Origin of the sequence: Pseudoduganella sp. LjRoot289, from assembly GCF_964252925.1 — a bacterium.
Taxonomy (GTDB): domain Bacteria; phylum Pseudomonadota; class Gammaproteobacteria; order Burkholderiales; family Burkholderiaceae_D; genus Rugamonas.
Map to the genome: position 1 here is coordinate 5,289,485 of NZ_CAXUPN020000001.1, position 20,514 is coordinate 5,309,998.

14 protein-coding genes are annotated in these 20,514 nt (G+C 66.1%); 3 read left to right on the top strand and 11 right to left on the bottom strand.

What is annotated here, in order from left to right:
- Positions 1–187 precede the first annotated feature (187 nt).
- Positions 188–2,146, top strand: coding sequence for a sigma-54-dependent Fis family transcriptional regulator (locus tag ACSQ8Y_RS22725; protein ID WP_436268685.1), 1,959 nt, complete (start codon positions 188–190; stop codon positions 2,144–2,146).
- A gap of 74 nt (positions 2,147–2,220) precedes the next feature.
- Here ACSQ8Y_RS22725 and ACSQ8Y_RS22730 read toward each other — a convergent pair whose 3' ends face one another.
- The 6 genes from ACSQ8Y_RS22730 to ACSQ8Y_RS22755 form a co-directional block, all read right to left on the bottom strand.
- Positions 2,221–3,375 carry a porin gene (locus tag ACSQ8Y_RS22730; RefSeq protein WP_436268686.1) on the bottom strand — a complete coding sequence of 385 codons (1,155 nt, stop codon included), beginning with the start codon at positions 3,373–3,375 and terminating at the stop codon, positions 2,221–2,223.
- 158 nt (positions 3,376–3,533) lie between these two features.
- On the bottom strand, positions 3,534–5,489 hold the full coding sequence (gene acs / locus ACSQ8Y_RS22735) for an acetate--CoA ligase (protein ID WP_436268687.1): 1,956 nt from the start codon (positions 5,487–5,489) through the stop codon (positions 3,534–3,536).
- A 63-nt stretch (positions 5,490–5,552) separates the two neighbouring features.
- Positions 5,553–7,286, bottom strand: a complete 1,734-nt coding sequence (locus ACSQ8Y_RS22740; protein WP_436269892.1) for a PQQ-dependent methanol/ethanol family dehydrogenase — start codon at positions 7,284–7,286, stop codon at positions 5,553–5,555.
- Between the two features lie 52 nt (positions 7,287–7,338).
- A complete protein-coding gene (locus ACSQ8Y_RS22745; protein WP_436268688.1) occupies positions 7,339–7,707 on the bottom strand; it encodes a DUF779 domain-containing protein in 369 nt (122 codons plus the stop codon).
- Between the two features lie 7 nt (positions 7,708–7,714).
- Positions 7,715–9,235 (bottom strand): aldehyde dehydrogenase, encoded by a 1,521-nt coding sequence (gene adh / locus ACSQ8Y_RS22750; RefSeq protein WP_436268689.1) that lies wholly within the window; start codon positions 9,233–9,235, stop codon positions 7,715–7,717.
- 161 nt (positions 9,236–9,396) lie between these two features.
- Positions 9,397–10,359 carry a beta-propeller fold lactonase family protein gene (locus tag ACSQ8Y_RS22755; protein WP_436268690.1) on the bottom strand — a complete coding sequence of 321 codons (963 nt, stop codon included), beginning with the start codon at positions 10,357–10,359 and terminating at the stop codon, positions 9,397–9,399.
- A gap of 175 nt (positions 10,360–10,534) precedes the next feature.
- Here ACSQ8Y_RS22755 and ACSQ8Y_RS22760 point away from each other — a divergent pair, with 175 nt between their 5' ends.
- Positions 10,535–12,721 carry a TonB-dependent receptor family protein gene (locus ACSQ8Y_RS22760; protein ID WP_436268691.1) on the top strand — a complete coding sequence of 729 codons (2,187 nt, stop codon included), beginning with the start codon at positions 10,535–10,537 and terminating at the stop codon, positions 12,719–12,721.
- 133 nt (positions 12,722–12,854) lie between these two features.
- Here ACSQ8Y_RS22760 and ACSQ8Y_RS22765 read toward each other — a convergent pair whose 3' ends face one another.
- From ACSQ8Y_RS22765 to ACSQ8Y_RS22785, 5 genes are all read right to left on the bottom strand, one after another.
- Positions 12,855–15,236 (bottom strand): TonB-dependent receptor, encoded by a 2,382-nt coding sequence (locus tag ACSQ8Y_RS22765; protein WP_436269893.1) that lies wholly within the window; start codon positions 15,234–15,236, stop codon positions 12,855–12,857.
- Positions 15,237–15,238: 2 nt separating this feature from the next.
- Entirely contained in the window at positions 15,239–16,069 is an 831-nt protein-coding gene (locus tag ACSQ8Y_RS22770; RefSeq protein WP_436268692.1) for a substrate-binding periplasmic protein, read from the bottom strand.
- 15 nt (positions 16,070–16,084) lie between these two features.
- Positions 16,085–16,546: a cytochrome c-550 PedF gene (pedF, locus tag ACSQ8Y_RS22775; protein ID WP_436268693.1), complete on the bottom strand. Its 462-nt coding sequence runs from the start codon at positions 16,544–16,546 to the stop codon at positions 16,085–16,087.
- Between the two features lie 185 nt (positions 16,547–16,731).
- Positions 16,732–17,781, bottom strand: a complete 1,050-nt coding sequence (rtcA, locus tag ACSQ8Y_RS22780) for an RNA 3'-terminal phosphate cyclase (protein ID WP_436269894.1) — start codon at positions 17,779–17,781, stop codon at positions 16,732–16,734.
- A complete protein-coding gene (locus tag ACSQ8Y_RS22785; RefSeq protein WP_436268694.1) occupies positions 17,766–18,998 on the bottom strand; it encodes an RtcB family protein in 1,233 nt (410 codons plus the stop codon). The genes rtcA and ACSQ8Y_RS22785 overlap by 16 nt, the downstream gene beginning before the upstream one ends.
- A gap of 98 nt (positions 18,999–19,096) precedes the next feature.
- On the opposite strand from ACSQ8Y_RS22785, the gene ACSQ8Y_RS22790 reads away from it, so the two are divergent.
- Positions 19,097–20,368 carry a DUF445 domain-containing protein gene (locus tag ACSQ8Y_RS22790; RefSeq protein WP_436268695.1) on the top strand — a complete coding sequence of 424 codons (1,272 nt, stop codon included), beginning with the start codon at positions 19,097–19,099 and terminating at the stop codon, positions 20,366–20,368.
- The last annotated feature ends 146 nt before the right edge of the window (positions 20,369–20,514 follow it).

Here is a 20,514-nt window from a genome sequence, read left to right on the forward strand (position 1 = left end):
GCGGGGACAGAACTATAGCAAGAGGCTGTCCCATAGGCAAGCTCTATTTCAGGTTCATGTAAGGTGGTGGCATCAGGCTTGCTAGTAATCGGGAAACACATGGCTACAGGCCGTGGTGTGGCGATTGTTCCGCCCTGGCTGTACCAGAACGGAACAGGTGCTACATTTAAGAACAGGAACCGGAGACATGTACCAGCCAACCGCCGCCACTGCCGCCCCAGAAATGGCCGGCATCATCAGTACTTCGCACGAGCGCTCGCTCGCCTACGGACTGTGCCCGGAGAGCAAGCAGGATTTCGGCACCATCACCCGCAACGACCTCGCTCTATTAATAGAGCGGAACAAAATGCTGCATACCCATGCGCTGCCGGCAATGGAAACGCTGTACCAGCAAATCATCAATACCCATAATATGGTGTTATTGACGGACGCGAACGGCGTTATCCTGCATACCCTGGGGGACGCCGACTTCCTGGAGAAGGCCAACCGGGTTGCGCTGCAGCCCGGCGCTGCCTGGTCGGAAGAGTGCCGGGGTACCAACGCGATCGGCACCGCCATTGCGGAAAAGAGTGCCGCCCTCGTGCATGCGGACCAGCACTACATGCAGGCCAATCACTTCCTCACCTGCTCCGCCGCGCCGATCACCGACCACCATGGCAACGTGATCGGGGTGCTCGACGTGTCCGGCGACCAGCGCAGCTACCATAAGCACACCATGGCGCTGGTTCGCATGTCCGCGCTGATGATAGAAAACCAGCTGTTCGTGGCAGCCTTTGAAGATTCAATCACGCTGCACTTCCACACCCGGCCGGAATTCATCGGCACGCTGATGGAGGGCATTGCCTCCTTCACTCCGGGCGGGCGCTTCCTGTCGGCCAACCGCAACGGCCTGTTCCAGCTCGGCCTGAGTTACGCGGCACTGCAGATGCACACCTTTAATTCACTGTTCGGCCTTCCCGTGTCCGCGCTGTTCGACCATTACCGCACCGCGGCACCCGGCCTGCTCGACCTGTGCATGCACAATGGCGTGCGGGTGTATGGCCGCGCCCAGCTGCGCCTGGCCAGCAGCCACTTCCAGCATGTGCTGGCGTCGCCGCCGGATGGCGAACCGGCAGCGACGCCCGCTACGGCGCCATCGGCCCTGCATGCGGCGAACGCGGCCCGCAAGCTGTCCGGCCTGCGCTACCTGCGTACCGGCGATCCGCAACTGGAACTGGTGATCGACAAGGTGACGCGGGTGCTGGGCAAGGATATCCCCATCATGATCATGGGCGAGACCGGCACCGGCAAGGAACTGCTGGCCCAGGCCATCCACAACGACTCGCCGCGCTCGCAGGGGCCGTTCATCCCGGTGAACTGCGCGTCCATTCCGGAAACGCTGATCGAATCCGAGCTGTTCGGCTATGAAGACGGCGCGTTCACCGGCGCGCGCAAGAAGGGCGCGGTCGGCCGCATCCTGCAGGCCAACGGCGGCACGCTGTTCCTGGACGAGATAGGCGACATGCCATACAGCCTGCAGGCCAGGCTGCTGCGCGTGCTGCAGGAACGCATGGTGACGCCGCTCGGCAGCAGCAAGTCGATCCCCGTGAACGTGGAGGTGATCTGCGCCACCAACCACAACCTGCGCGAGCGCATTGCGAACGGCCTGTTCCGCGAAGACTTGTATTACCGCCTGAATGGCCTGGTGGTCAAGCTGCCGCCGCTGCGGGAACGCACCGACCTGGAAACGGTAGTGAAGAAGATCATCGCCATCGAATCAGGCAGCACGCGCTACTCGCTGGCGCCGCAGATGCTGGAACTGTTCCGCCGCCATAAATGGCCGGGCAACTTCCGCCAATTAACCAATCTGCTGCGCACGGCCATCGTGATGGCGGGCGACGAGTACGAGATCTCGCAATGCCACATGCCGGACGATTTCATGGACGATATCGCCGCCGCGTCGCAGCAAAGCTGTGGACAGGGCGGCGGTCAGCATGGGGCGGCGCCGGCCGGGCATGCGCCAGCCGGCGCCGCCAGGCTGGAGGACGTGGAGCACTCGCTGATCCAAAGGACGCTGGCGGCACATGGCGGGAATGTGTCCGCCACGGCGCGTGCACTGGGGGTCTCACGCAACACGATCTACCGCAAGATGCCGCACTTGAAGTAACACCAACGCGTATGCCTCCGTGACGATGGTGCCGGACACGTCGGCCACGATGGCGTCCAAGGCCCCGGTCCGCGTCAGAAGAAGATGATGCCGCCCAGCGAGGCGCCATTCATCTTCGCTTCGCTGCCGCTAAAGCCTTTGGAGCGGGTCTGCCCCGCTTCGCCCACCAGCGTGATCGCGCTGTTCAGCGTGTAGTAGGCGCCCAGCGTCAGGTTGGCGTTCGACTTCAGGCCGCCGGTGCCGGCCGTGTTGTCGCTGTTCTTGCTGATGCCGTAGCCAAGGCCCAGTTTCATCTTGCCGGTGGCCTTGTAAGTGCCCTGCACGAAGTAGTTGCGCGCCGTGGTTTCGCCCTGGTCCGCGTCGGACAGCACGCCCAGGCCTTTCCCGCCCTGGACATTGACCAGCAGGCCGAGCGCGCCTTCGCTGTACGAGGCGCCCGCTTCGAACGCGCTCATGGTGAAGTCCCTGACGCCCGTAGTCACCGACTCGAACTTCTGCGTCTTCGCGCCCAGCCATGCCTTGACGCCGCCGCCGCTCCAGGCCAGCTGGCCCTGCAGCTGCGGGCTGGTCTTCGTCGAGTATAGCGATGGAGTGAGGATAGGCGTGTCCGACACGGGACTCACCAGCGCGACATCGACGCCGAAGCCGCTGCTCTTCGGCGAACTGTAGGCGATCTGGCCGTAGTAGCCCACGTAGCTGTAGCCGGCACCGATGTGGCCGAGCGTGACGCGGCCGCGCTGTGTGGCCTGCACCGGCGCACCGGCGCCGATCAAGGTCATGTCGCCGAAAATGGCGCCGGCGCCGAACAGGCCGTTATCGCGCCCCATCTTGACGGTGCCCATGTCGGCGGTCCCGAAAGTGAAGTACGCCTGGCGCACGTCCACACCGCTGTTCTGGCTGATGGCGCTGTCGGTGGCGGTGGCGTGGTACATGCCGATCAGCGCCTTGACGTCGTAGCCGCCCAAACTGGAGCTGGCGGACGTGACCAGGCCATTGGGCAGCAGGCCGTTGCCGATGGTGCTGCGGTCGTCCTGGCCGCCGCAGCCCAGGCCTTTGCTGGCCAGCGCCAGCCCGCCCACCGCGTTGCCCGCGCAGGACACCTGCGTGTAATAGGCATTGACAATGCCACCGACGCCCACGGTCCAGTCTCCCGCCTTGAAGTCGACGGCGCCGGCATGCTGCGCCGCGAAAGTGGCCGCGGCCACGCTGCCCATGATGATTTTTTTCATTCCAGTCTCCCTAGGTTTTTTTAAGTGATCTACATCGATTGATGTACCCGTCCAAACGCAATTAGCGTGCCGGGCTTGCAGCAGAGCGAAAGACCTGCGGCGCGCCTGCGCGCCTGTGCCAATACGGATCAGATGCGCGCCGCAGGTGTCCCGGTTTTCTACAGTGCCTTGGCCAGCTGCTCAAGGATGGCGGGGTTCTCCAGCGTGGACACGTCCTGGGTGACGACACCGCCCTGCGCCAGCACGCGCAGCAGGCGGCGCATGACTTTCCCCGAGCGCGTCTTCGGCAGGTTGTCGCCGAACCGCACATCCTTGGGCTTGGCGATCGGGCCGATTTCCTTTGCCACCCAGTTGCGCAGTTCCTGCGCCAGCGCCTTGGCGTCTGCGCCGCCGGGCCGCGCCTTCTTCAGTACGACGAAGGCGCAGATCGATTCACCCGTTGTGTCGTCCGGCTTGCCCACCACCGCAGCCTCGGCCACCAAGGGATGCGATACCAGCGCCGACTCGATCTCCATCGTCCCCATGCGGTGGCCGGACACGTTGAGCACATCGTCGATGCGGCCGGTGATGGTGAAATAGCCGCTGTCCTTGTCCCGGATGGCGCCGTCGCCCGCCAGGTAGAGGGTGCCGCCCAGCTCCTCCGGGAAGTAGCTGCTGCGGTAGCGCTGCGGGTTGTTCCAGATGGTGCGTATCATCGACGGCCACGGGCGCTTGACGACCAGGATGCCGCCCTGCCCGTCCGGCACGTCCTGGCCCGCCTCGTCGACAACGGCGGCCATGATGCCGGGCAGCGGCAAGGTACACGACCCCGGCACCAGCGGCGTCGCCCCCGGCAGCGGCGTAATCATGTGGCCTCCGGTCTCGGTCTGCCAGAATGTGTCGACGATGGGGCAGCGTTCGCCGCCCACATGGCGGTGGTACCAGAGCCACGCCTCAGGATTGATCGGTTCCCCCACCGTGCCGAGCAGGCGCAGGGTGGACAGGTCGTAGTTCTTCGGATGCGCGGCCGGGTCCATGTCGGAAGCCTTGATCAGCGAGCGGATCGCGGTGGGCGCGGTGTAGAAAATGCTCACGCCGTGGCGTTCTATGGTCTGCCAGAAGCGGCCGGCGTCCGGAAAGGTCGGCACGCCCTCGAAGATGAGCTGCGTGGCGGCCACCGCCGTCGGCCCGTAGGCGATGTAGCTATGGCCGGTGACCCAGCCGATATCGGCGGTGCACCAGTAGACGTCGTCCGGCTTGATGTCGAAGGTCCATTTCATCGTCAGCGCGGCCCACAGCAGGTAGCCGCCGCTCGAGTGCTGCACGCCCTTGGGCGTGCCGGTGGAGCCTGATGTGTACAGGATGAACAGCGGATGCTCGGCCCCCACCCACTCGGGTTCGCACTGCTCCGGCTGGTCCGCCATCAGGTCGTGCAGCCAGATGTCGCGGTCGGACACGTGGGTGACGCCGCCGCCGGTGCGCTGGTAGACGATGACGTGCTTGACGCTGCCGCAGCCGCCCAGCGCCAGCGCCTCGTCGACGATGGATTTGAGCGGCAGCCGCTTGCCGCCGCGCAGCTGCTCGTCCTGCGTGATGACGGCCACCGCGCCGGCATCGACGATGCGCTCCTGCAGCGCCTTGGCGGAAAAGCCGCCGAACACCACCGAGTGGGTGGCGCCGATGCGCGCACAGGCCAGCATGGCCGCCACGCCTTCGACCGACATCGCCATATAGATCACCACCCGGTCACCCTTGCCGATGCCGCGCGCGCGCAATCCGTTGGCGATGCGGCACACCCTGGCGTGCAAGCCGCTGTAGGTCACGTGCGTGAAGGCGCCGTCGTCGGCCTCGAAGATGATGGCGGTCTTGCCACCAAGGCCGCGTTCGATATGGCGGTCCAGGCAGTTGTAGGACACGTTCAGGCGGCCATCGTCGAACCAGCGGTAGAACGGGGCCTCGCTCTCGTCCAGCACGCGCGTGAACGGCACCTGCCATTCCAGGTTGGCCCGGGCCTGCATGGCCCAGTAGCCCTCGTAGTCGTTTTCAGCGTGCGTGCACAAGGCCTCGTAGGCGGCCATGTCGGGAATGGCCGCGTGGGCGGAGAAAGCGCGCGGCGGCATATAAGTTGTTTGCATAATCTGACCCTCTTAAAAAAACTGACGGCCGTAGCCGTCAGAAAGACACACCAGGAAACCCGATTACTTCATCAGCTTGAATACCCACACCGAGCCGCCCTGCTCCAGGAAATTGACCTTCTTGGCCACCTCCCCGCCCCACAGCGGCACCGCGCCGCCCCAGCCGGACACCACGGCCACGTATTGCACGCCGCCGTCCTGCCAGGTCACCGGCGGTGCCACCACGCCGGAGCCGGTCTGGAATTTCCACAGCTCCTTGCCGGTCTTAGCGTCAAGCGCCTTCAGGTAACCCTCGGGCGTGCCGTAGAACACCAGGCCGCCGGCGGTGGTCATCACCCCGCCCCACAGCGGCGCGGTGTTCTTGACCTCCCAGGCGATCTTGCCGGTCTTCGGATCGACCGCGCGCAGCGCGCCGATGTAGTCGTCGAACAGCGGCCGGATGGTGAAGCCCGCGCCCAGGTAGGCGCCGCCCTTCTTGTAGCTGATCGGCTCATTCCAGATGTCCATGCCCCACTCGTTGGCCGGCACGTAGAACAGTTTGGTCTGCGGGCTGTAGGCCATCGGCATCTGGTTCTTGGCGCCCAGGAAGGCCGGCGCGGCAAACACGGTCTTGCCCTTCTTGCCCTCCTCGCCCTTGGTCGGGTCGCCCGGCCGCCCCTCGGTGATGAATTTCGGCCGCCCGGTCTGCAGGTCGATGCCGCTGGCCCAGGTGATCTGCTTCACGTAGGGAAAGGCGTTCTGCAGCTTGCCCGTGGCCGCGTCGTTCACGTAGAAGAAGCCGTTGCGGTCGGCCTTGCCGCCATAGCGCTTGCCGTCCATGTCGAAAGTGACGAACTCGTTGGCGCCATCGAAATCCCAGGCGTCGTTCGGCGTGTTCTGGTAAGCCCACTTGATCTGGCCCGTCGTCACGTCCAGCGCCACGGTGGACGAGGAGTACAGGTTGTCGCCGGGGCGCAGGTGGCTGTTCCACGGCGCCGGGTTGCCGGTGCCGAAGTAGGCCAGGCCGGTGCCGGGATCGTAGGTGCCGCCCATCCAGGTGGAGGCGCCGCCGGTCTTCCACAGATCACCCGGCCAGCTCTTGTTCGGCGTGCCGGTGACGCCGTTGTCGCTGGCGTTGCCGTCCTTGTCGTACTTGTGGCCCATATGGCCTTCCACCATGGGGCGCGACCAGACCAGCTCACCTGTCCTGGGGTCGCGCGCCTCCACCCGGCCGACGATGCCGAACTCGCCGCCGGACACGCCGGTCAGCAGCAGGCCCTTGGCGATCAGCGGCGCGGCCGTCATCGAATAGCCGGCGGCGTAGTCGTCCACTTTCTCCTTCCAGACGATCTTGCCGGTGTCCTGGTCCAGCGCCACCAGCTGCGCGTCCAGCGTGCCGAAGATAACCAGGTTGTCGAACAGCGCGGCGCCGCGGTTGACCACGTCGCAGCACGGCATGATGCCGTCCGGCAGGCGGTGCTCGTACTTCCACAGCTTGGCGCCCGTCTTCAGGTCCACCGCGAAGATGCGCGAGTAGGACGCGGTGACGAACATCTTGCCGTTGTGGATCAGCGGCTGCGACTCCTGGCCGCGCTGCTTCTCGCCGCCGAAGGAGAATGACCAGGCCGGCGTCAGCCTGCCCACGTTGGCGGTGTTGATCTGCGCCAGCGGCGAATAGCGCTGGCCCTCCGAGCCCATGCCGAACGACAGAACCGACGAGGTGTTTTTCGACGCCCCCTCCAGCATGCCGGTGGTGACGGCGACGCCGCCCGCCGCGCCGGCGAGCCCGATGCCGCCCGACGCGAGCAGCAATCCCATGATTATTTTCTGCACAGTGTTCTCCTCTTCCCTCGTTTTTATAAACAGGCTGTCAAGACAGACCCAATTCCCTGCATTCCTCGTCGCTGAACAGGCGCGAGCGCGTCAGAAAGCGGCGCCCGGTGCCGTTATCCAGCGAAAACATGCCGCCGTTGCCCTGCACCACGTCGATAATCAGCTGCGTGTGCTCCCAGTAGCCGAACTGCTCCAGGCCCATGTAGAAGGGCGCACCGTTCAGATTGCCCAGGTAGACGTCGGTGTCGCTCAGATTGAACTCGCCGGCCTGGTAGCACATCGGCGTGCTGCCGTCGCAGCAGCCGCCCGACTGGAAAAACATGATCGGCCCGTAGCGGTGGCGCAGTTCGGCGATCATTTCCAGTGCGGGGCCAGTCGCGATAACGCGGGCTACGGCTGATTTCATGGCCGCCTCAGAAGAAGCCCAGCGCTTTGGGGCTGTAGCTGACCAGCAGGTTCTTGGTTTGCTGGTAGTGGTCCAGCATCATCTTGTGGTTCTCGCGGCCGATGCCGGACTGCTTGTAGCCGCCGAAGGCCGCGTGCGCCGGATACAGGTGGTAGCAGTTGGTCCACACGCGGCCGGCCTGGATGCCCCGGCCGATGCGGAAGGCGCGCGAACCGTCGCGCGTCCACACGCCGGCGCCCAGGCCGTACAGCGTGTCATTGGCGATGCGCAGCGCGTCCGCCTCGTCCTTGAAGGTGGTCACCGACACCACCGGCCCGAAGATCTCCTCCTGGAAGATGCGCATGCTGTTGTCGCCCTTGAACACGGTCGGCGTGACGTAGTAGCCGCCTTCCAGGTCGCCGCTCTGCACATGGCGCGCCCCGCCCGCCAGCAGTTCGGCGCCTTCCTGCTTGCCGATGTCCATATAGGAGAGGATCTTCTCCATCTGCTCCTGCGAAGCCTGCGCGCCTATCATGGTCGCCGAGTCCAGCGGGTTGCCCTGCTTGATGGCGGCCACGCGCTTGAGCGCGCGCTCCATGAAGGCTTCGTAGATCGATTCCTGGATCAGCACGCGCGACGGGCAGGTGCATACCTCGCCCTGGTTCAGCGCGAACATGGCGAAGCCTTCCAGGCACTTGTCGAAGTAGTCGTCGTCGGCCGCCATCACGTCCTCGAAGAAGATGTTGGGCGACTTGCCGCCCAGTTCCAGCGTGACCGGGATCAGGTTCTGCGCGGCGTACTGCATGATCAGGCGGCCGGTGCCGGTTTCGCCGGTGAAGGCGATCTTCGCGATGCGCTTGCTGGTCGCCAGCGGCTTGCCCGCTTCCAGGCCGAAGCCGTTGACGATATTGAGCACGCCCGGCGGCAGCAGGTCGCCTATCAGTTCGATCAGCACCATGATGGAGGCCGGGGTCTGCTCGGCCGGCTTCAGCACCACGCAGTTTCCGGCGGCCAGGGCCGGGGCCAGCTTCCACACCGCCATCAGAATGGGGAAGTTCCACGGAATGATCTGGCCGACCACGCCCAGCGGCTCGTGGAAGTGGTAGGCGTAGGTGGTCTCGTCGACCTGGCCGACCGAGCCTTCCTGGGCCCGGATGCAGCCGGCGAAGTAGCGGAAGTGGTCGATCGCCAGCGGAATGTCGGCCGCCATGGTTTCGCGGATCGGCTTGCCGTTGTCAATGGTCTCGGCGGTGGCGATCAGCTGCAGGTTCTGCTCCATGCGGTCGGCGATACGGTTCAGGATGTTGGCGCGCTCGGTCTGCGAGGTCTTGCCCCAGGCTTCCCTGGCGGCGTGCGCGGCGTCCAGTGCGATCTCCACGTCTTCCGCCGTCGAGCGTGCGATCTCGCAGAACGGCAGGCCGGTGATCGGGGTCAGGTTGGCGAAGTATTCGCCCTTCACCGGCGCGACGAACTTGCCGCCGATGTAGTTGTCGTAGCGTTGCTTGAAAGGGTTGGCGACGCCCAGTTTGCTGATATCCGCGAGATTCATGTCATCCTCTTTCTTCAATGTGGGTGTGGACTTGCATGCTCTGTTCCGCAAACACCGTGCCAGCTCGCGGAACGCCCCTTATGCCGGGGCCGGGCCGCGAAAACGGCGGCCGCGCTGTTGCAAGGTGTTCCAAAGTTGAACAGCTGTGCCATGAACACTGCTCAGGGAATCGCCACGCCCCAGGGCAGCTCGCCGACGGCGATGTCGGCCACCTTGCGCGCGGCGGCGGTGTCGATCACCGAGACGCTGTTGGAGCGGCCGTTGGCCACGTACAGCTTGGCGCCGTCCGGCGTGAGCGCCATGTTCCAGGGCCGCTTGCCGACCGCGATGGTGGCGCTGACGGTATTACTGGCGGTATCGATCAGCATGACCGTGCCGTCCCTGCCGTTGGATACGTAGACCTGTTTGCCGCCGGGATGGACCGCGATGCCGTTGGCGTTGCCACCCGCTGCTATCTTCGCCAGCGTAGCGCCGCTGGCGGTATCGACCACATACACGGCGTTCACCAGCTCACAGGCGATATAGGCGCGGCTGCCGTCGGGCGAGAAGCCGATGCCGCGCGGCCGCAGGCCGACCGCCACGGCGCCGGTCTGGCGCCGCTGCGCCACGTCGACGACGTCCACCTGCTCGGCCTCCTCCGCGCTGACATAGAGCCAGCGGCTGTCCGGGCTGAAGACCGCGTGCTCGGGATTGCGGCCCCGGACCGGGATATCGGCCAGGCGCGCGCCGCTGCGGGCGTCCACCAGCGTCACGCTGTTTCCTTCCTCGACCGCGACGGCGGCATAACGGCCGTCGGGCGACACGCCCACCCCTTCCGGCGATCTACCCAGCGCCAGCGGCACGGGCACCGGCCCGCCCGCGCTGTCTATCATCAGCAGCGTATTGCTGGCCGCATCCGTGACGAACAGCCGCGTGCTGCCGGGAGCGGCAGCGATGCCGCGCGGCCGTTTGCCCGCCGCCAGGCTGCGCAGCACCGTATCGGTGGCGGTATCGAGCACGCTGACCGTGCCGGATTTCTCGTTCGGGACGTAGGCCAGCGGCGCACCATGGACGGCCTGCGCCGCCAGCAGAAAAGAAAGGCTTGCGGACACGCACACGGCGCGAGGAGAATACGGTTTTTTCATGGCTGCCTCCTAAAGGATCGCGCCCGCCACATGCGCGCGCATACGCCAGACGATGCAAGCGCCATGCCACACGCGCGGCGCGCCGTCGTTCATGGCAGGCATATTGCTTACGGCTAGAGGCAGACTTGCCGGCCCCCCGCCAGGCAGGCGCGGAACCAACCCAAGGAGTGACAACATGCAGCACCCATTTCGTTTGAAGGCAGTCGCAGCCCTGTTCGCCGCCGGCGCGCTACCGTTTGCGCCTGCCGGCCATGCGGCCGAAGCACCCGGCACCACGGCCGCCGGCCCGGCTGCGGCGCCGGCTGGCACATCTGCCGGCGCACCGGCGGCGGAGGCGGCATCTGCCATCATCGTCAGCGGCAGCCGCGTGGAGCACAGCAGCTTCGACTTCCCGGCCGCCATTGACGTGATATGCGCGGAGCGCATCCGCGACAGTCAGATGCGCGTGAACGCCTCCGAGGCGCTGGCATCGGTGCCGGGCCTGGCGGCGCAGAACCGGCAGAACTACGCACAGGACTTGCAGATTTCGTCGCGCGGCTTCGGCGCCCGTTCCGCCTTCGGCGTGCGCGGCGTGAAGCTGATCGCCGACGGCATCCCGGCCAGCATGCCGGACGGCCAGGGACAGGCCGCCACCTTCAACCTCGACATGGCCGAGCGCATCGAAGTGCTGCGCGGCCCGTTCTCCGCCGTCTACGGCAACCATGCCGGCGGCGTGGTGCAGCTGTTCACCCGTGAAGGCGAAGGCGCTCCCACTCTGGAAACGACCCTGTCCGCCGGCAGCGACGGCGCGCGCAAGGTGGACGTCAATGCGCAGGGCAAGTCCGGCGGCATAGGCTATGTGCTGGACGCCTCCCGCTTCGACACCGACGGCTACCGCGACCACAGCGCCGCGCGGCGCGACCAGGCCTACGCCAAGCTGACGCTGGCCCCGGGTTCAGGCAGCAAGCTGACCATCACGGCCAGCGGCCTGCGCCAGGACAATACCCAGGATCCGCTGGGCGTCGCCTGGGCCACCTGGCGGCGCAATCCGCGCGCCGGCGAGACCGATACGACCGACACGGCGGCGGTGAAACGCACCTTCGCGGAACGCTACAACACCCGCAAGAGCATCGACCACCAGCAGATAGGCGCGGCCTGGGAGCAGCAGCTTGGCGACAGCAAGCTGCGCGTCACCGCCTATGGCGGCAACCGCCAGGTCATCCAGTACCAGGCCTTCTCGCGCGCCTTCCAGGCGCCGGCCAGCCATTCCGGCGGCGTGGTCGATTTCGACCGCGACTTCAGCGGCGCCGACATCAGCTGGGTGGACGTGCGCGCGCTCTCGGGCGGCAGGCTGACCACCACCGCCGGCATCGAATACGGCCGCTCTAAGGACGACCGCAAAGGCTATGAGAACTTCTCAGGCGCCGAACCGGGCGTAAAGGGCAAGCTGCGGCGCGACGAGACCGACGAAGTGAGCAGCACGGATCCCTATCTGCAAACCGAATGGGCGCAAGGCCCGTGGGTGCTGAACGCCGGCCTGCGCCACAGCCGTTTCAAGGTGGAGGTTGGCGACCGCTATCTGTCCAACGGCAACGACAGCGGCGGCCTGCGCTACAGCCGCAGCACGCCGGTAGCCGGGCTGCTGTACAAGCTCTCTCCGGTGCTGAATGTGTACGCCAGCGCCGCGCGCGGTTTCGAAACGCCTACGCTCAATGAGCTGTTCTATTCCGGCAGCGGCGGCGGCTTCAATTTCGGCCTGCAGCCGGCCCGCAGCACGCACGCGGAAGCCGGCGTGAAAGCCCAGCTGGGAGGCGGCACCCGTATCGATGCCGCTGTCTTCCAGGTGAAGACCACCGGCGAGCTGGTGGTGGACGCGGCCAGCGGCGGGCGCACCAGCTACCGCAACGCCAGCAAGACGCTGCGCCGTGGCGCCGAAGTGTCGGCGGAGACGCGCTTCGAGCACGGTTTCAGCGCCAGGGTGGCGCTCACCGCGCTGCGCGCCGTATATGACCAGGCTTTCGGCAGCGTGCTGAAAGGCAGCCGCCTGCCGGGCGTGCCGAACGCCTACGCCTACGGCGAACTGGCGTGGCAGTCGCCGTCGCGCGGACTGGGCGCCGCCGTCGAAACCGTCGCCAGCGCCAGGGTCTACGCGGAAGACAGCAACAAAGAGCAGGCCGCTCCCGGCTATACGCTAGTCAACCTTCGGCTGACCGCACAGCAGGATGCCGGTGGCTGGCGCTTCAAGCAGTTCGCGCGCCTGAACAATGCCGTCGACCGCGCTTATGTGGGCTCGGTCATCGTGGGAGACACCAACAAGCGTTATTTCGAAGGCGCCCCCGGCCGCAACTGGCAGTTAGGCGCCGGCGCGCAATACCAGTTCTAAAACATGGTAGAGCGGATAGGGCGGGTAGGGAGGTTAGGGCGGATTAGTGCCGGACGCGCATAATCCGCCACGCGTGCGGGCCCGGGCGCACGCGTATCATGCAACTGGCCGCAAGGCCTGTCTCGGGCGAATCTCAGAACCGGTAGCGCAGGCCGGCCGCAACGGACAGCGGCGCGCCCGGCGCCACGAAGCGCGTCAGATCGGCCGCGCTGCCCGCGCCGTGCGGACTGGCCAGGCGCCCGCCAGGGAACATGTCGATACCGACCGCGCCAAACGTCTCATAGCGCCGGTTCGCCACGTTATTCACGCGCGCAAACAACTCCCAGCCCGGCTGCGGCTTGTAGCTGAGGCGCAGCGCCAGCAGCGCATGGCCGCGCGTGCGCAGATCGGCGCGCCGCGGCGCCTCGCCATCCTCTGGGTCGGCGGATAGCCCATCCTCGTTGCCCTGCGTGCCCTGGCTCGACACGGCGCGCAGCTCGGCGCCCAGCGTCAGCGCGCTGGCGGCCTTCCAGTCCAGCGCCAGCTTGAAAGTATGGCGCGGCAGGCCGGCAATGCGGGTACCCGGCGCTACTGCCACACGGCGCGTGCCGGTAAACAGCGTGCCTTGCGCGCCATAGGCTGCATCAAGCCAGCTGTAGCTCAGGCGCGCCGCGTATGGACCGCGCTCGGCGCCTGCACTCAAGTCCAGTCCCTGGTGGCGGGTGCGCGCGAAGTTCGAAAAGTAGCCGTGCTGGGTCAGTCCCGCGCTGTGGAACAGGATGTCGTCCCGGTTGATGGTACGGTAGACCGTGGCGGTCACCGTATCGCGGCCCGCCTGCCAGCGCGTGCCTGCCTCTACCGTGCGCGCGACCACCTGCTTCAGGTAGGGATCGGACTGCAAGCCCACCGGCAAGCGGCAAGGCTGTGCCGGATTGGCGCAGCCAAGCTCGATCACGGTCGGCACGCGGTTGCTTTGCGCGGCATTGATGAAAACCGTCCAGCCGGGCCCCGCCTCGTGGGCGATGCCGAGCGATGGGTTGAGTTTGCGGTAGCCGAACGACTCGTATGGTTGCCGCACGCCGCCGTTGGCGATGGTGCTGGCGACGCGCGCATGGCCGTAGCGGGCGGACGCGGTGAGCCAGGTTCCCGGCGCGGCATTCCAGGTGCCGGTGGCGTAAGCGCTGCTACTTCGCGCGCTGCCGTCGACCGAGGCGTCGAGCTCCCGGTCGCTGGCGTCGTCTGCAATCGCGCCGCGCGCGGTGCTGAAACCGGCCGCCTGCCCGTACTGGGCAAAGGCCACCCTGCTGCGGTCATGCGTCGCCCCGGCCATCAGCTGGTAGCCAGGCAGGCGGGCCGACCATTGCGCACTGAATCCCTGGCTGCGCTGGCGTGTGCTGGTCGTATTCATGGAAGCGGTATGCAAGGACGCGCCCTGCCCCTGCGTATAGCGGCACGCGTCCGGCTCGCGCGGCGGCCCGCCGGGGAGAAATCCTGCGCCGCAAGCCTGCACATAGTCCGCGTATTGGTCGTCGATGTCGCCGTTCACGGTGTCGCGGCGGCTGTTGCGTACATAGGCGGCGGTGGTCAGTTGCGTGTCCGTGCTGACGCGGTACGTCATGCTCAGTTGGGCCTGGCGCAGGCGGTTGCGGGTTTCGTCCGGCCAGGTGTAGACCGCGCGGCGGTCATCCTCGTACAAGCTGTCCGGCAGCAGGCCATTGCCCACCAGGCGGCTTTCGCCGCCCAGCATGGTGAGCTGCCAGTCGTGACCGGCCTGCATCCGGCCCAGCTTGACGAAGAGATTGCCAAGGCGGCCATCGGAATGCGCGCGCCAGCCGCCATCGCCGAACAGGGTAGCGGCGGCAAAGACGTGCCAGCCATCGCGCGCCGCGCCATAGGACAGGCCGGCACGGCGCTGACGGTGGCTGCCGCCGCTGAGCGCAGCCTCGAAGCCGGGGGCGCTGACGCCGGAACGCGTGTTCAGCGCCAGCGCACCGCCCAGGGTGTTCAAGCCATACAGCGGATTCGAACCCGGCGCCAGCAGCACGCTGCCGATCGCCGCCTCCGGCAGCATATCCCAGTTGACGACGTCGCCGAAGGGCTCGTTCACGCGCACGCCGTCCAGGTAGACTGAAATGCCCTGCCCCGTGCCCAGCACCGGCGAAGCGCGGAAGCCGCGGTAGGTCAGGTCGTTCTGGAAGGGGCTGCCCGATATTTCGTTGACGTTGATGCCGGTGAAACTGCGCGCAAGGAATTCAGCCAGGTTATCGCCGCTGGCGCGGGCCAGCGTGGCATCCGACGCAGTCTGCACCGCATACGGCAGCGTCTTGCGCTCCACGTCCAGGCCCGGCAGCGGCGCCATGCCGACGATTTCCACGCTGGCCATGGATGCCGCAGCGTACGCGCCCGACATGCCGGCGCATTCCGCCAGCAGCATGGCGGCCAGCGCCACCCGCGTGCGCCGCGCCATGCCTCCGGCCCCCGGCGAAACGCCGTGCATGGCCGCAGACCCGGTGGCTGCGCCAGGCACGGCGGCCATATTCACGGCTGCACCATGCGCACGCCGTGCCTGGCGAAAATGGCCTGCAGTTCACCATTCTCCCGCATGTCGTTTACTGCGGCCTGCAACTGCCGCGCCACGTCCTGGTCGTCCTTGCGCACGGCCATCCCCACCGCCCAGCCATCGCGCGGCAGGCGCTGGAACACGGCCTGCTCGAGCGGGAACGCCGGGTCGCCCCGGAACACCGCTTCAATCTCCGAGCGATTGGCCAGCACCGCGTCGAGCCGGCCCGCCTTCAGTTCCTCCAGCGCGGCGGCGGCGGTCGGAAAGATGCGCACATTGTCGCGGAAGCGGCCATTGTCCTCGCCCAGCAGCACCATGGCGGCGATCGATACCTTCTCGACGCCGATACGCTTGCCGGCCAGCGCCGCGATGCCGTCGTACGCAGGCACAGCCAGTGCGCTGCGCACCAGGCGCACCGTCTCGACGTGGTAGGGCGCGAAGATCTGCACCTTGGCGTTGTCCGCCATCAGATGCGGATCGACCGGCACATGCAGCAGCACGTCGGCCGGGCCATAGCCAAGGTAATGGCCCTTCCACACCATGTTGCGCAAGTCATCCCCGAGGTTCTCCCCTGCCGGGAATGGCAGCAGCGTGAGCCTGAGCTTGAGCTTTTTCGCCAGCGCTTCGGCCAGGTCGATGTCGATCCCGGCGCCATGGTCGGAGAACGGCGCGAACTCGCTGTAGACGGCCACCTTCAGCGCCCCGGACTGCTGGACCTTGTTCCAGTCGGCCTGCGCCGGAAGCATGGCGCAGGCGAGCGCCAGCGCCGCAGCGGCGTCGCGGCAGAATCGGACAATGCGATGAGACATGGCGTTCTCCCGGTCTCAATTGGTTTCGCGGCGGTTTTCCAGGTAGGTCTTGATGGCCCACATGGCTTCCTGGTTGAAGATGCCCTCGAACGGCGGCATGTAGACCGCACCGTTGCGCACCTTGCCGGCGCGGATGGAACTCAGGAAGTACACGTCCACGTCCTTGTAGCAGGCAGCCTTCTTGGCGGCGTTCTTGATGGTGAGGCAGTCGCGTTCCAGCAGGCGCAGGTCCGGCGCGATACCGCCCGATACCGCTTCCAGGCCGTGGCAGCGGGCGCAGTTCTGGTTGTAGGCGGACGAACCGATTTTCAGGGCCAGCTTGTTGCCCTTGTAGGGATTCTCGTCGCGCCACTTGTCGCCCAGCGGCGCCAGGCCGGTGGTGTCGACGGCCTGCGGCGTGACGGCGCCGTGCGCATGCGCGCCGAAAGAGGTGATGAGGGCCGCTGCCGCGATGCAGATGCTGAGTGCGCGTTTCATGATGCTGTCTCCTGTAGTTGTGAATGGCTGCTGCTTCACAAGGAGCAATTGGCGTGCCACGCGGACGCGGCCCGCTATGGGCGTTGTGCGTCCTGCTGCGCGCCGCGGCTGCGCGCGCCGGGCTGTACCAGTTTGGAACAGCTGTCACATCGCGTGCAACACTTATTCCCGCAACACCTGTCCGGTCAGCGCGTGGCGATGGTACAGCTTGCGCGCCCCGCACCGGTTTCAAAGCGAATGTCCACCGGCAGGAAACGCGCGATCACGTCGGCATTCGTGATCGCATGCTGCGATACACGGTCGACCGTAAACTTGCCGCCGCCGGCCAGCGCCATCGGCACCATCAGCTGGTCCGCCAGGTGCTCGCTGACGGCCGCGCCGGACATCATATAGGTTCGGGCATCCTGCACCACCTGCTTGGCAAGCGATTCCGCCCGCAGCGACTTCTCGCCGAAGGCCGCGAACACCTCGGTCACGTGCTCGCTCTCCAGCGTGAGCAGCAGCGCATTGCCGGGGCCCTGGTCGTCCGGCAGCTGGACCAGGTGCAAACGCGAGGCATCCCAGCCCATTGCGGCGCCGACGAAATCGAGCTCGCGCCGGGCCACCCCGGGCGGCACGGCGGCGACCAAGCTCTCGGCAAACACATTGCGCCGCGCGCCGGCTTCCAGCAGTGCCAGCGGGCGCAGCCCCGCGCACGCTTGCACCGTTGCCTCCACCACGCCACCGCCGGCCGGATAGAAGCCGCGCCGCCGCAGCGTGATATCGATCGTGGCGCCCATGTCGCGCATGGCGCGGCCATAGGCGCGCTGCAGAAACTCCGCCGGCGGCGCCATGGGGTTGTGGGTACCACCGCTCACCGTCACGGTGGACGGGCCATCGGCAAACAGCAGCGCCGGTAGCAGCGTTTGCAGCACCAGTGTGCTGCTGCCGGCGGTTCCAATGGCAAAACTGTAGTTGCCCGCCCTGATGGCGCCGGGCCGGAACAGCAATTCGCGCGCGCCCAGGCCCGTGTCGCCGATATCGGCCCCGCAGACCTGCGCCGCAGCCTGCACCGCCACCAGGTGCTGACGCATCAGTCCCGGCTTGGGCCGGTTGGCCCGGATATCCGTCAGGCGCACCGGCTGGCCCGTAATCATGGACAAGGTCAGCGCCGTGCGCAGCACCTGGCCGCCGCCTTCGCCCTGCGAGCCGTCCAGTTCTATTATTTTCTCCGCCATCATCAGCCTTTCACGCAGACGACCTGCTTCAGCGTATGCACCACCTCCACCAGGTCGCGCTGGGCGTGCATCACCGCATCGATGTCCTTGTACGCCATCGGAATTTCATCGATCACGCTCGCGTCCTTGCGGCATTCCACGCCCCGCGTCGCGCGGACCTGGTCTTCCAGCGTGTAGCGGCGCTTGGCCTCGTTGCGGCTCATGGTGCGGCCCGCGCCGTGGCTGCAGCTGTTGAAGCTTTCGGGATTGCCCTTGCCGCGCACAATGAAGCTTTTCGCGCCCATTGAACCCGGGATGATGCCCAACTCGCCTACGCGCGCCGACACCGCGCCCTTGCGTGTCACCAGCACGTCCTGCCCGAAGTGGCGCTCCTTCTGCACATAGTTGTGGTGGCAGTTCACGGCCTCCACATGCGTCTCGAACGGCTTGGCGATCACCTTGCGCACGGCAGCGATCAGGTTCTGCATCATCACTTCGCGGTTCATGCGTGCGAACTTCTGCGCCCAGCCGACCGCTTCGACGTAGTCGTCGTAATGCCGGGTGCCCTCGCTCAGGTAGGCCAGATCCTTGTCCGGCAGGTTGGCGATGTGCGTGCGCATGTCCTGCTGCGCCACTTCGATGAAGTGGCTGCCGATGGCATTACCCACGCCGCGCGAACCCGAGTGCAGCATGAACCACACCGCCCCCTGCTCGTCCAGGCAGACTTCAACGAAGTGGTTCCCCGAACCCAGCGTGCCGAGGTGGCGGTAGTTGTTGGTGTTCCTCAGCTTAGGCGTTTTCTGACAGATCACGTCGAACTCGTCTTTCAGCTGGGTCCACGCCGCGTCCACCGCCGTGGGCGGGTTCTGCCAGCTGCCCTCGTCGCGGCCCTTGTAGCCGCGCGTCTTGGGCGTCATGCCATGCGGGATGGCTTTCTCGATCGCGCTGCGCAGCGGGCCCAGGTTGTCCGGCAGGTCGCGCGCATTGAGCGTGGTCTTGGCCGCCATCATGCCGCAGCCGATATCGACACCCACCGCCGCCGGGATAATGGCGCCCAGGGTCGGGATCACGCTGCCGATGGTTGAGCCTTTGCCGAGATGCACGTCCGGCATCACCGCGATGTGCTTGTAAATAAAAGGCATCTTCGCGGTGTTGGCCAGCTGGGCCTTGGCCTCGGCTTCCACCGGCACGCCGAGTGTCCACATTTTCACCGGGCTGCCGTGCGCTACCTCTAGCGTTTCAAATTCGTTTTGCATATTGTCCTCCTGCAGCTTCCATTATCGGCCTTTCGCCCCCTAGGGTGCGCACGGTGAAGGACGGGCTGATGCTAAAGTAGAAAAAAAGGGAGGATGGAATGGACAAGGAGTTGGAACTCAAGAAGGCCAAGCGCACCGCGCTGCTGTTCCTGCTGGCTGCGGCCGCCGTCTTCGTCGTGACGGCCTTCCTGCCGCGCAGCTTCGCGATCGATTGCGTGAAGGCAGTGTCGGAGGCGGCCATGGTGGGCGCGCTCGCGGACTGGTTCGCGGTGGTCGCGCTGTTCCGCAAAGTGCCCATCCCGCTGGTGTCCGCGCACACCAACATCATCCCCAACAACAAGGACCGTATCGCGGACAACCTGGCGCAGTTCGTGCGCGATAAATTCCTCGACCCGGCTTCACTGGTGGACCTGATCCGCAAGCACGATCCGGTGGCGGTGCTGGGCCGCTGGCTGGCGGAACCGGCCAACGACCGCGTCCTCGGCGGCTACGTGGTGCGCCTCGCATCCGGCATGCTGGACATGGCGGACGACGCGCGCATCCAGCACTTCCTGAAACGCGCGCTGCACACGGTGCTCGACAAACTCGACCTGTCGCAGTCGGTTGCCACCGTGCTCGATGGGCTGACCCGGAATGGCAAGCACCAGGAGGTACTGGACGATGTGATCCGCCAACTGGCCATCTACCTCGGCACGGAGGAGAACCGCGAAGTGATCGCCAATGGCATCGTGCACTGGCTCAAGGAAGAGCATCCGGCCATGGAGAAGATGCTGCCCACCAGCTGGGTGGGGGACAAGGGCGCGGAGTGGATATCGGAGGCGCTCTACACCCTGCTGGAGCAGATCGGCAAGGACCGCTCGCATGCGCTGCGGCGGCGCTTCGACGAGGCGATCGCCGGCTTCATCGTGCGGCTCAGGGACGATCCCGCCATGCAGGACAAGGCGGAGGAGATCAAGCGCTACATCCGCGACGGCGAGGCCGTGAATGCCTACATCGGCGATATCTGGGCCAATTTGCGCAACTGGCTGCGGGAAGACCTGGCGTCGGAACAGTCGGAACTGCATGCGCGCGTGGCGGCGATGGGCCGCTGGCTGGGCGACGAACTGGCGCGCAACACGGAGCTGCGCGGCGCGCTGAACCAGCATATGGAGGACGCGGCGCGCGCGATGGCGCCCGATTTCGCCAGCTTCCTCACGCGCCACATCAGCGACACCGTGAAGAAGTGGGACACGAAGGAGATGTCGCACCAGATCGAACTCAATATCGGCAAAGACCTGCAATACATCCGCATCAACGGTACGCTGGTGGGCGGATGTATCGGCCTGCTGCTATTCCTCAGTTCCCATCTGATCGCATTGCTGCGGAACTGATCAGTACGCCGTCAGCGGCCTGTCGAACTAGAGCAGCCACAGACGGCTCGGACGTTGGAGGTCCTCGCCACGTCCATCACACCGGTACCAGTCGGCGCCGGCACATTGCGACCGTCGCCGTTCGGGCCGCGATCAGTCAGAACATA

What these genes read in the sequence shown, in the direction of transcription:
- ACSQ8Y_RS22725 (WP_436268685.1), top strand. Translation starts at nt 188, where the DNA reads ATGTACCAGCCAACCGCCGCCACTGCCGCCCCAGAAATGGCCGGCATC.
- ACSQ8Y_RS22730 (WP_436268686.1), bottom strand. Translation starts at nt 3,375, where the DNA reads ATGAAAAAAATCATCATGGGCAGCGTGGCCGCGGCCACTTTCGCGGCG.
- acs (WP_436268687.1), bottom strand. Translation starts at nt 5,489, where the DNA reads ATGCAAACAACTTATATGCCGCCGCGCGCTTTCTCCGCCCACGCGGCC.
- ACSQ8Y_RS22740 (WP_436269892.1), bottom strand. Translation starts at nt 7,286, where the DNA reads ATGGGATTGCTGCTCGCGTCGGGCGGCATCGGGCTCGCCGGCGCGGCG.
- ACSQ8Y_RS22745 (WP_436268688.1), bottom strand. Translation starts at nt 7,707, where the DNA reads ATGAAATCAGCCGTAGCCCGCGTTATCGCGACTGGCCCCGCACTGGAA.
- adh (WP_436268689.1), bottom strand. Translation starts at nt 9,235, where the DNA reads ATGAATCTCGCGGATATCAGCAAACTGGGCGTCGCCAACCCTTTCAAG.
- ACSQ8Y_RS22755 (WP_436268690.1), bottom strand. Translation starts at nt 10,359, where the DNA reads ATGAAAAAACCGTATTCTCCTCGCGCCGTGTGCGTGTCCGCAAGCCTT.
- ACSQ8Y_RS22760 (WP_436268691.1), top strand. Translation starts at nt 10,535, where the DNA reads ATGCAGCACCCATTTCGTTTGAAGGCAGTCGCAGCCCTGTTCGCCGCC.
- ACSQ8Y_RS22765 (WP_436269893.1), bottom strand. Translation starts at nt 15,236, where the DNA reads ATGGCCGCCGTGCCTGGCGCAGCCACCGGGTCTGCGGCCATGCACGGC.
- ACSQ8Y_RS22770 (WP_436268692.1), bottom strand. Translation starts at nt 16,069, where the DNA reads ATGTCTCATCGCATTGTCCGATTCTGCCGCGACGCCGCTGCGGCGCTG.
- pedF (WP_436268693.1), bottom strand. Translation starts at nt 16,546, where the DNA reads ATGAAACGCGCACTCAGCATCTGCATCGCGGCAGCGGCCCTCATCACC.
- ACSQ8Y_RS22785 (WP_436268694.1), bottom strand. Translation starts at nt 18,998, where the DNA reads ATGCAAAACGAATTTGAAACGCTAGAGGTAGCGCACGGCAGCCCGGTG.
- ACSQ8Y_RS22790 (WP_436268695.1), top strand. Translation starts at nt 19,097, where the DNA reads ATGGACAAGGAGTTGGAACTCAAGAAGGCCAAGCGCACCGCGCTGCTG.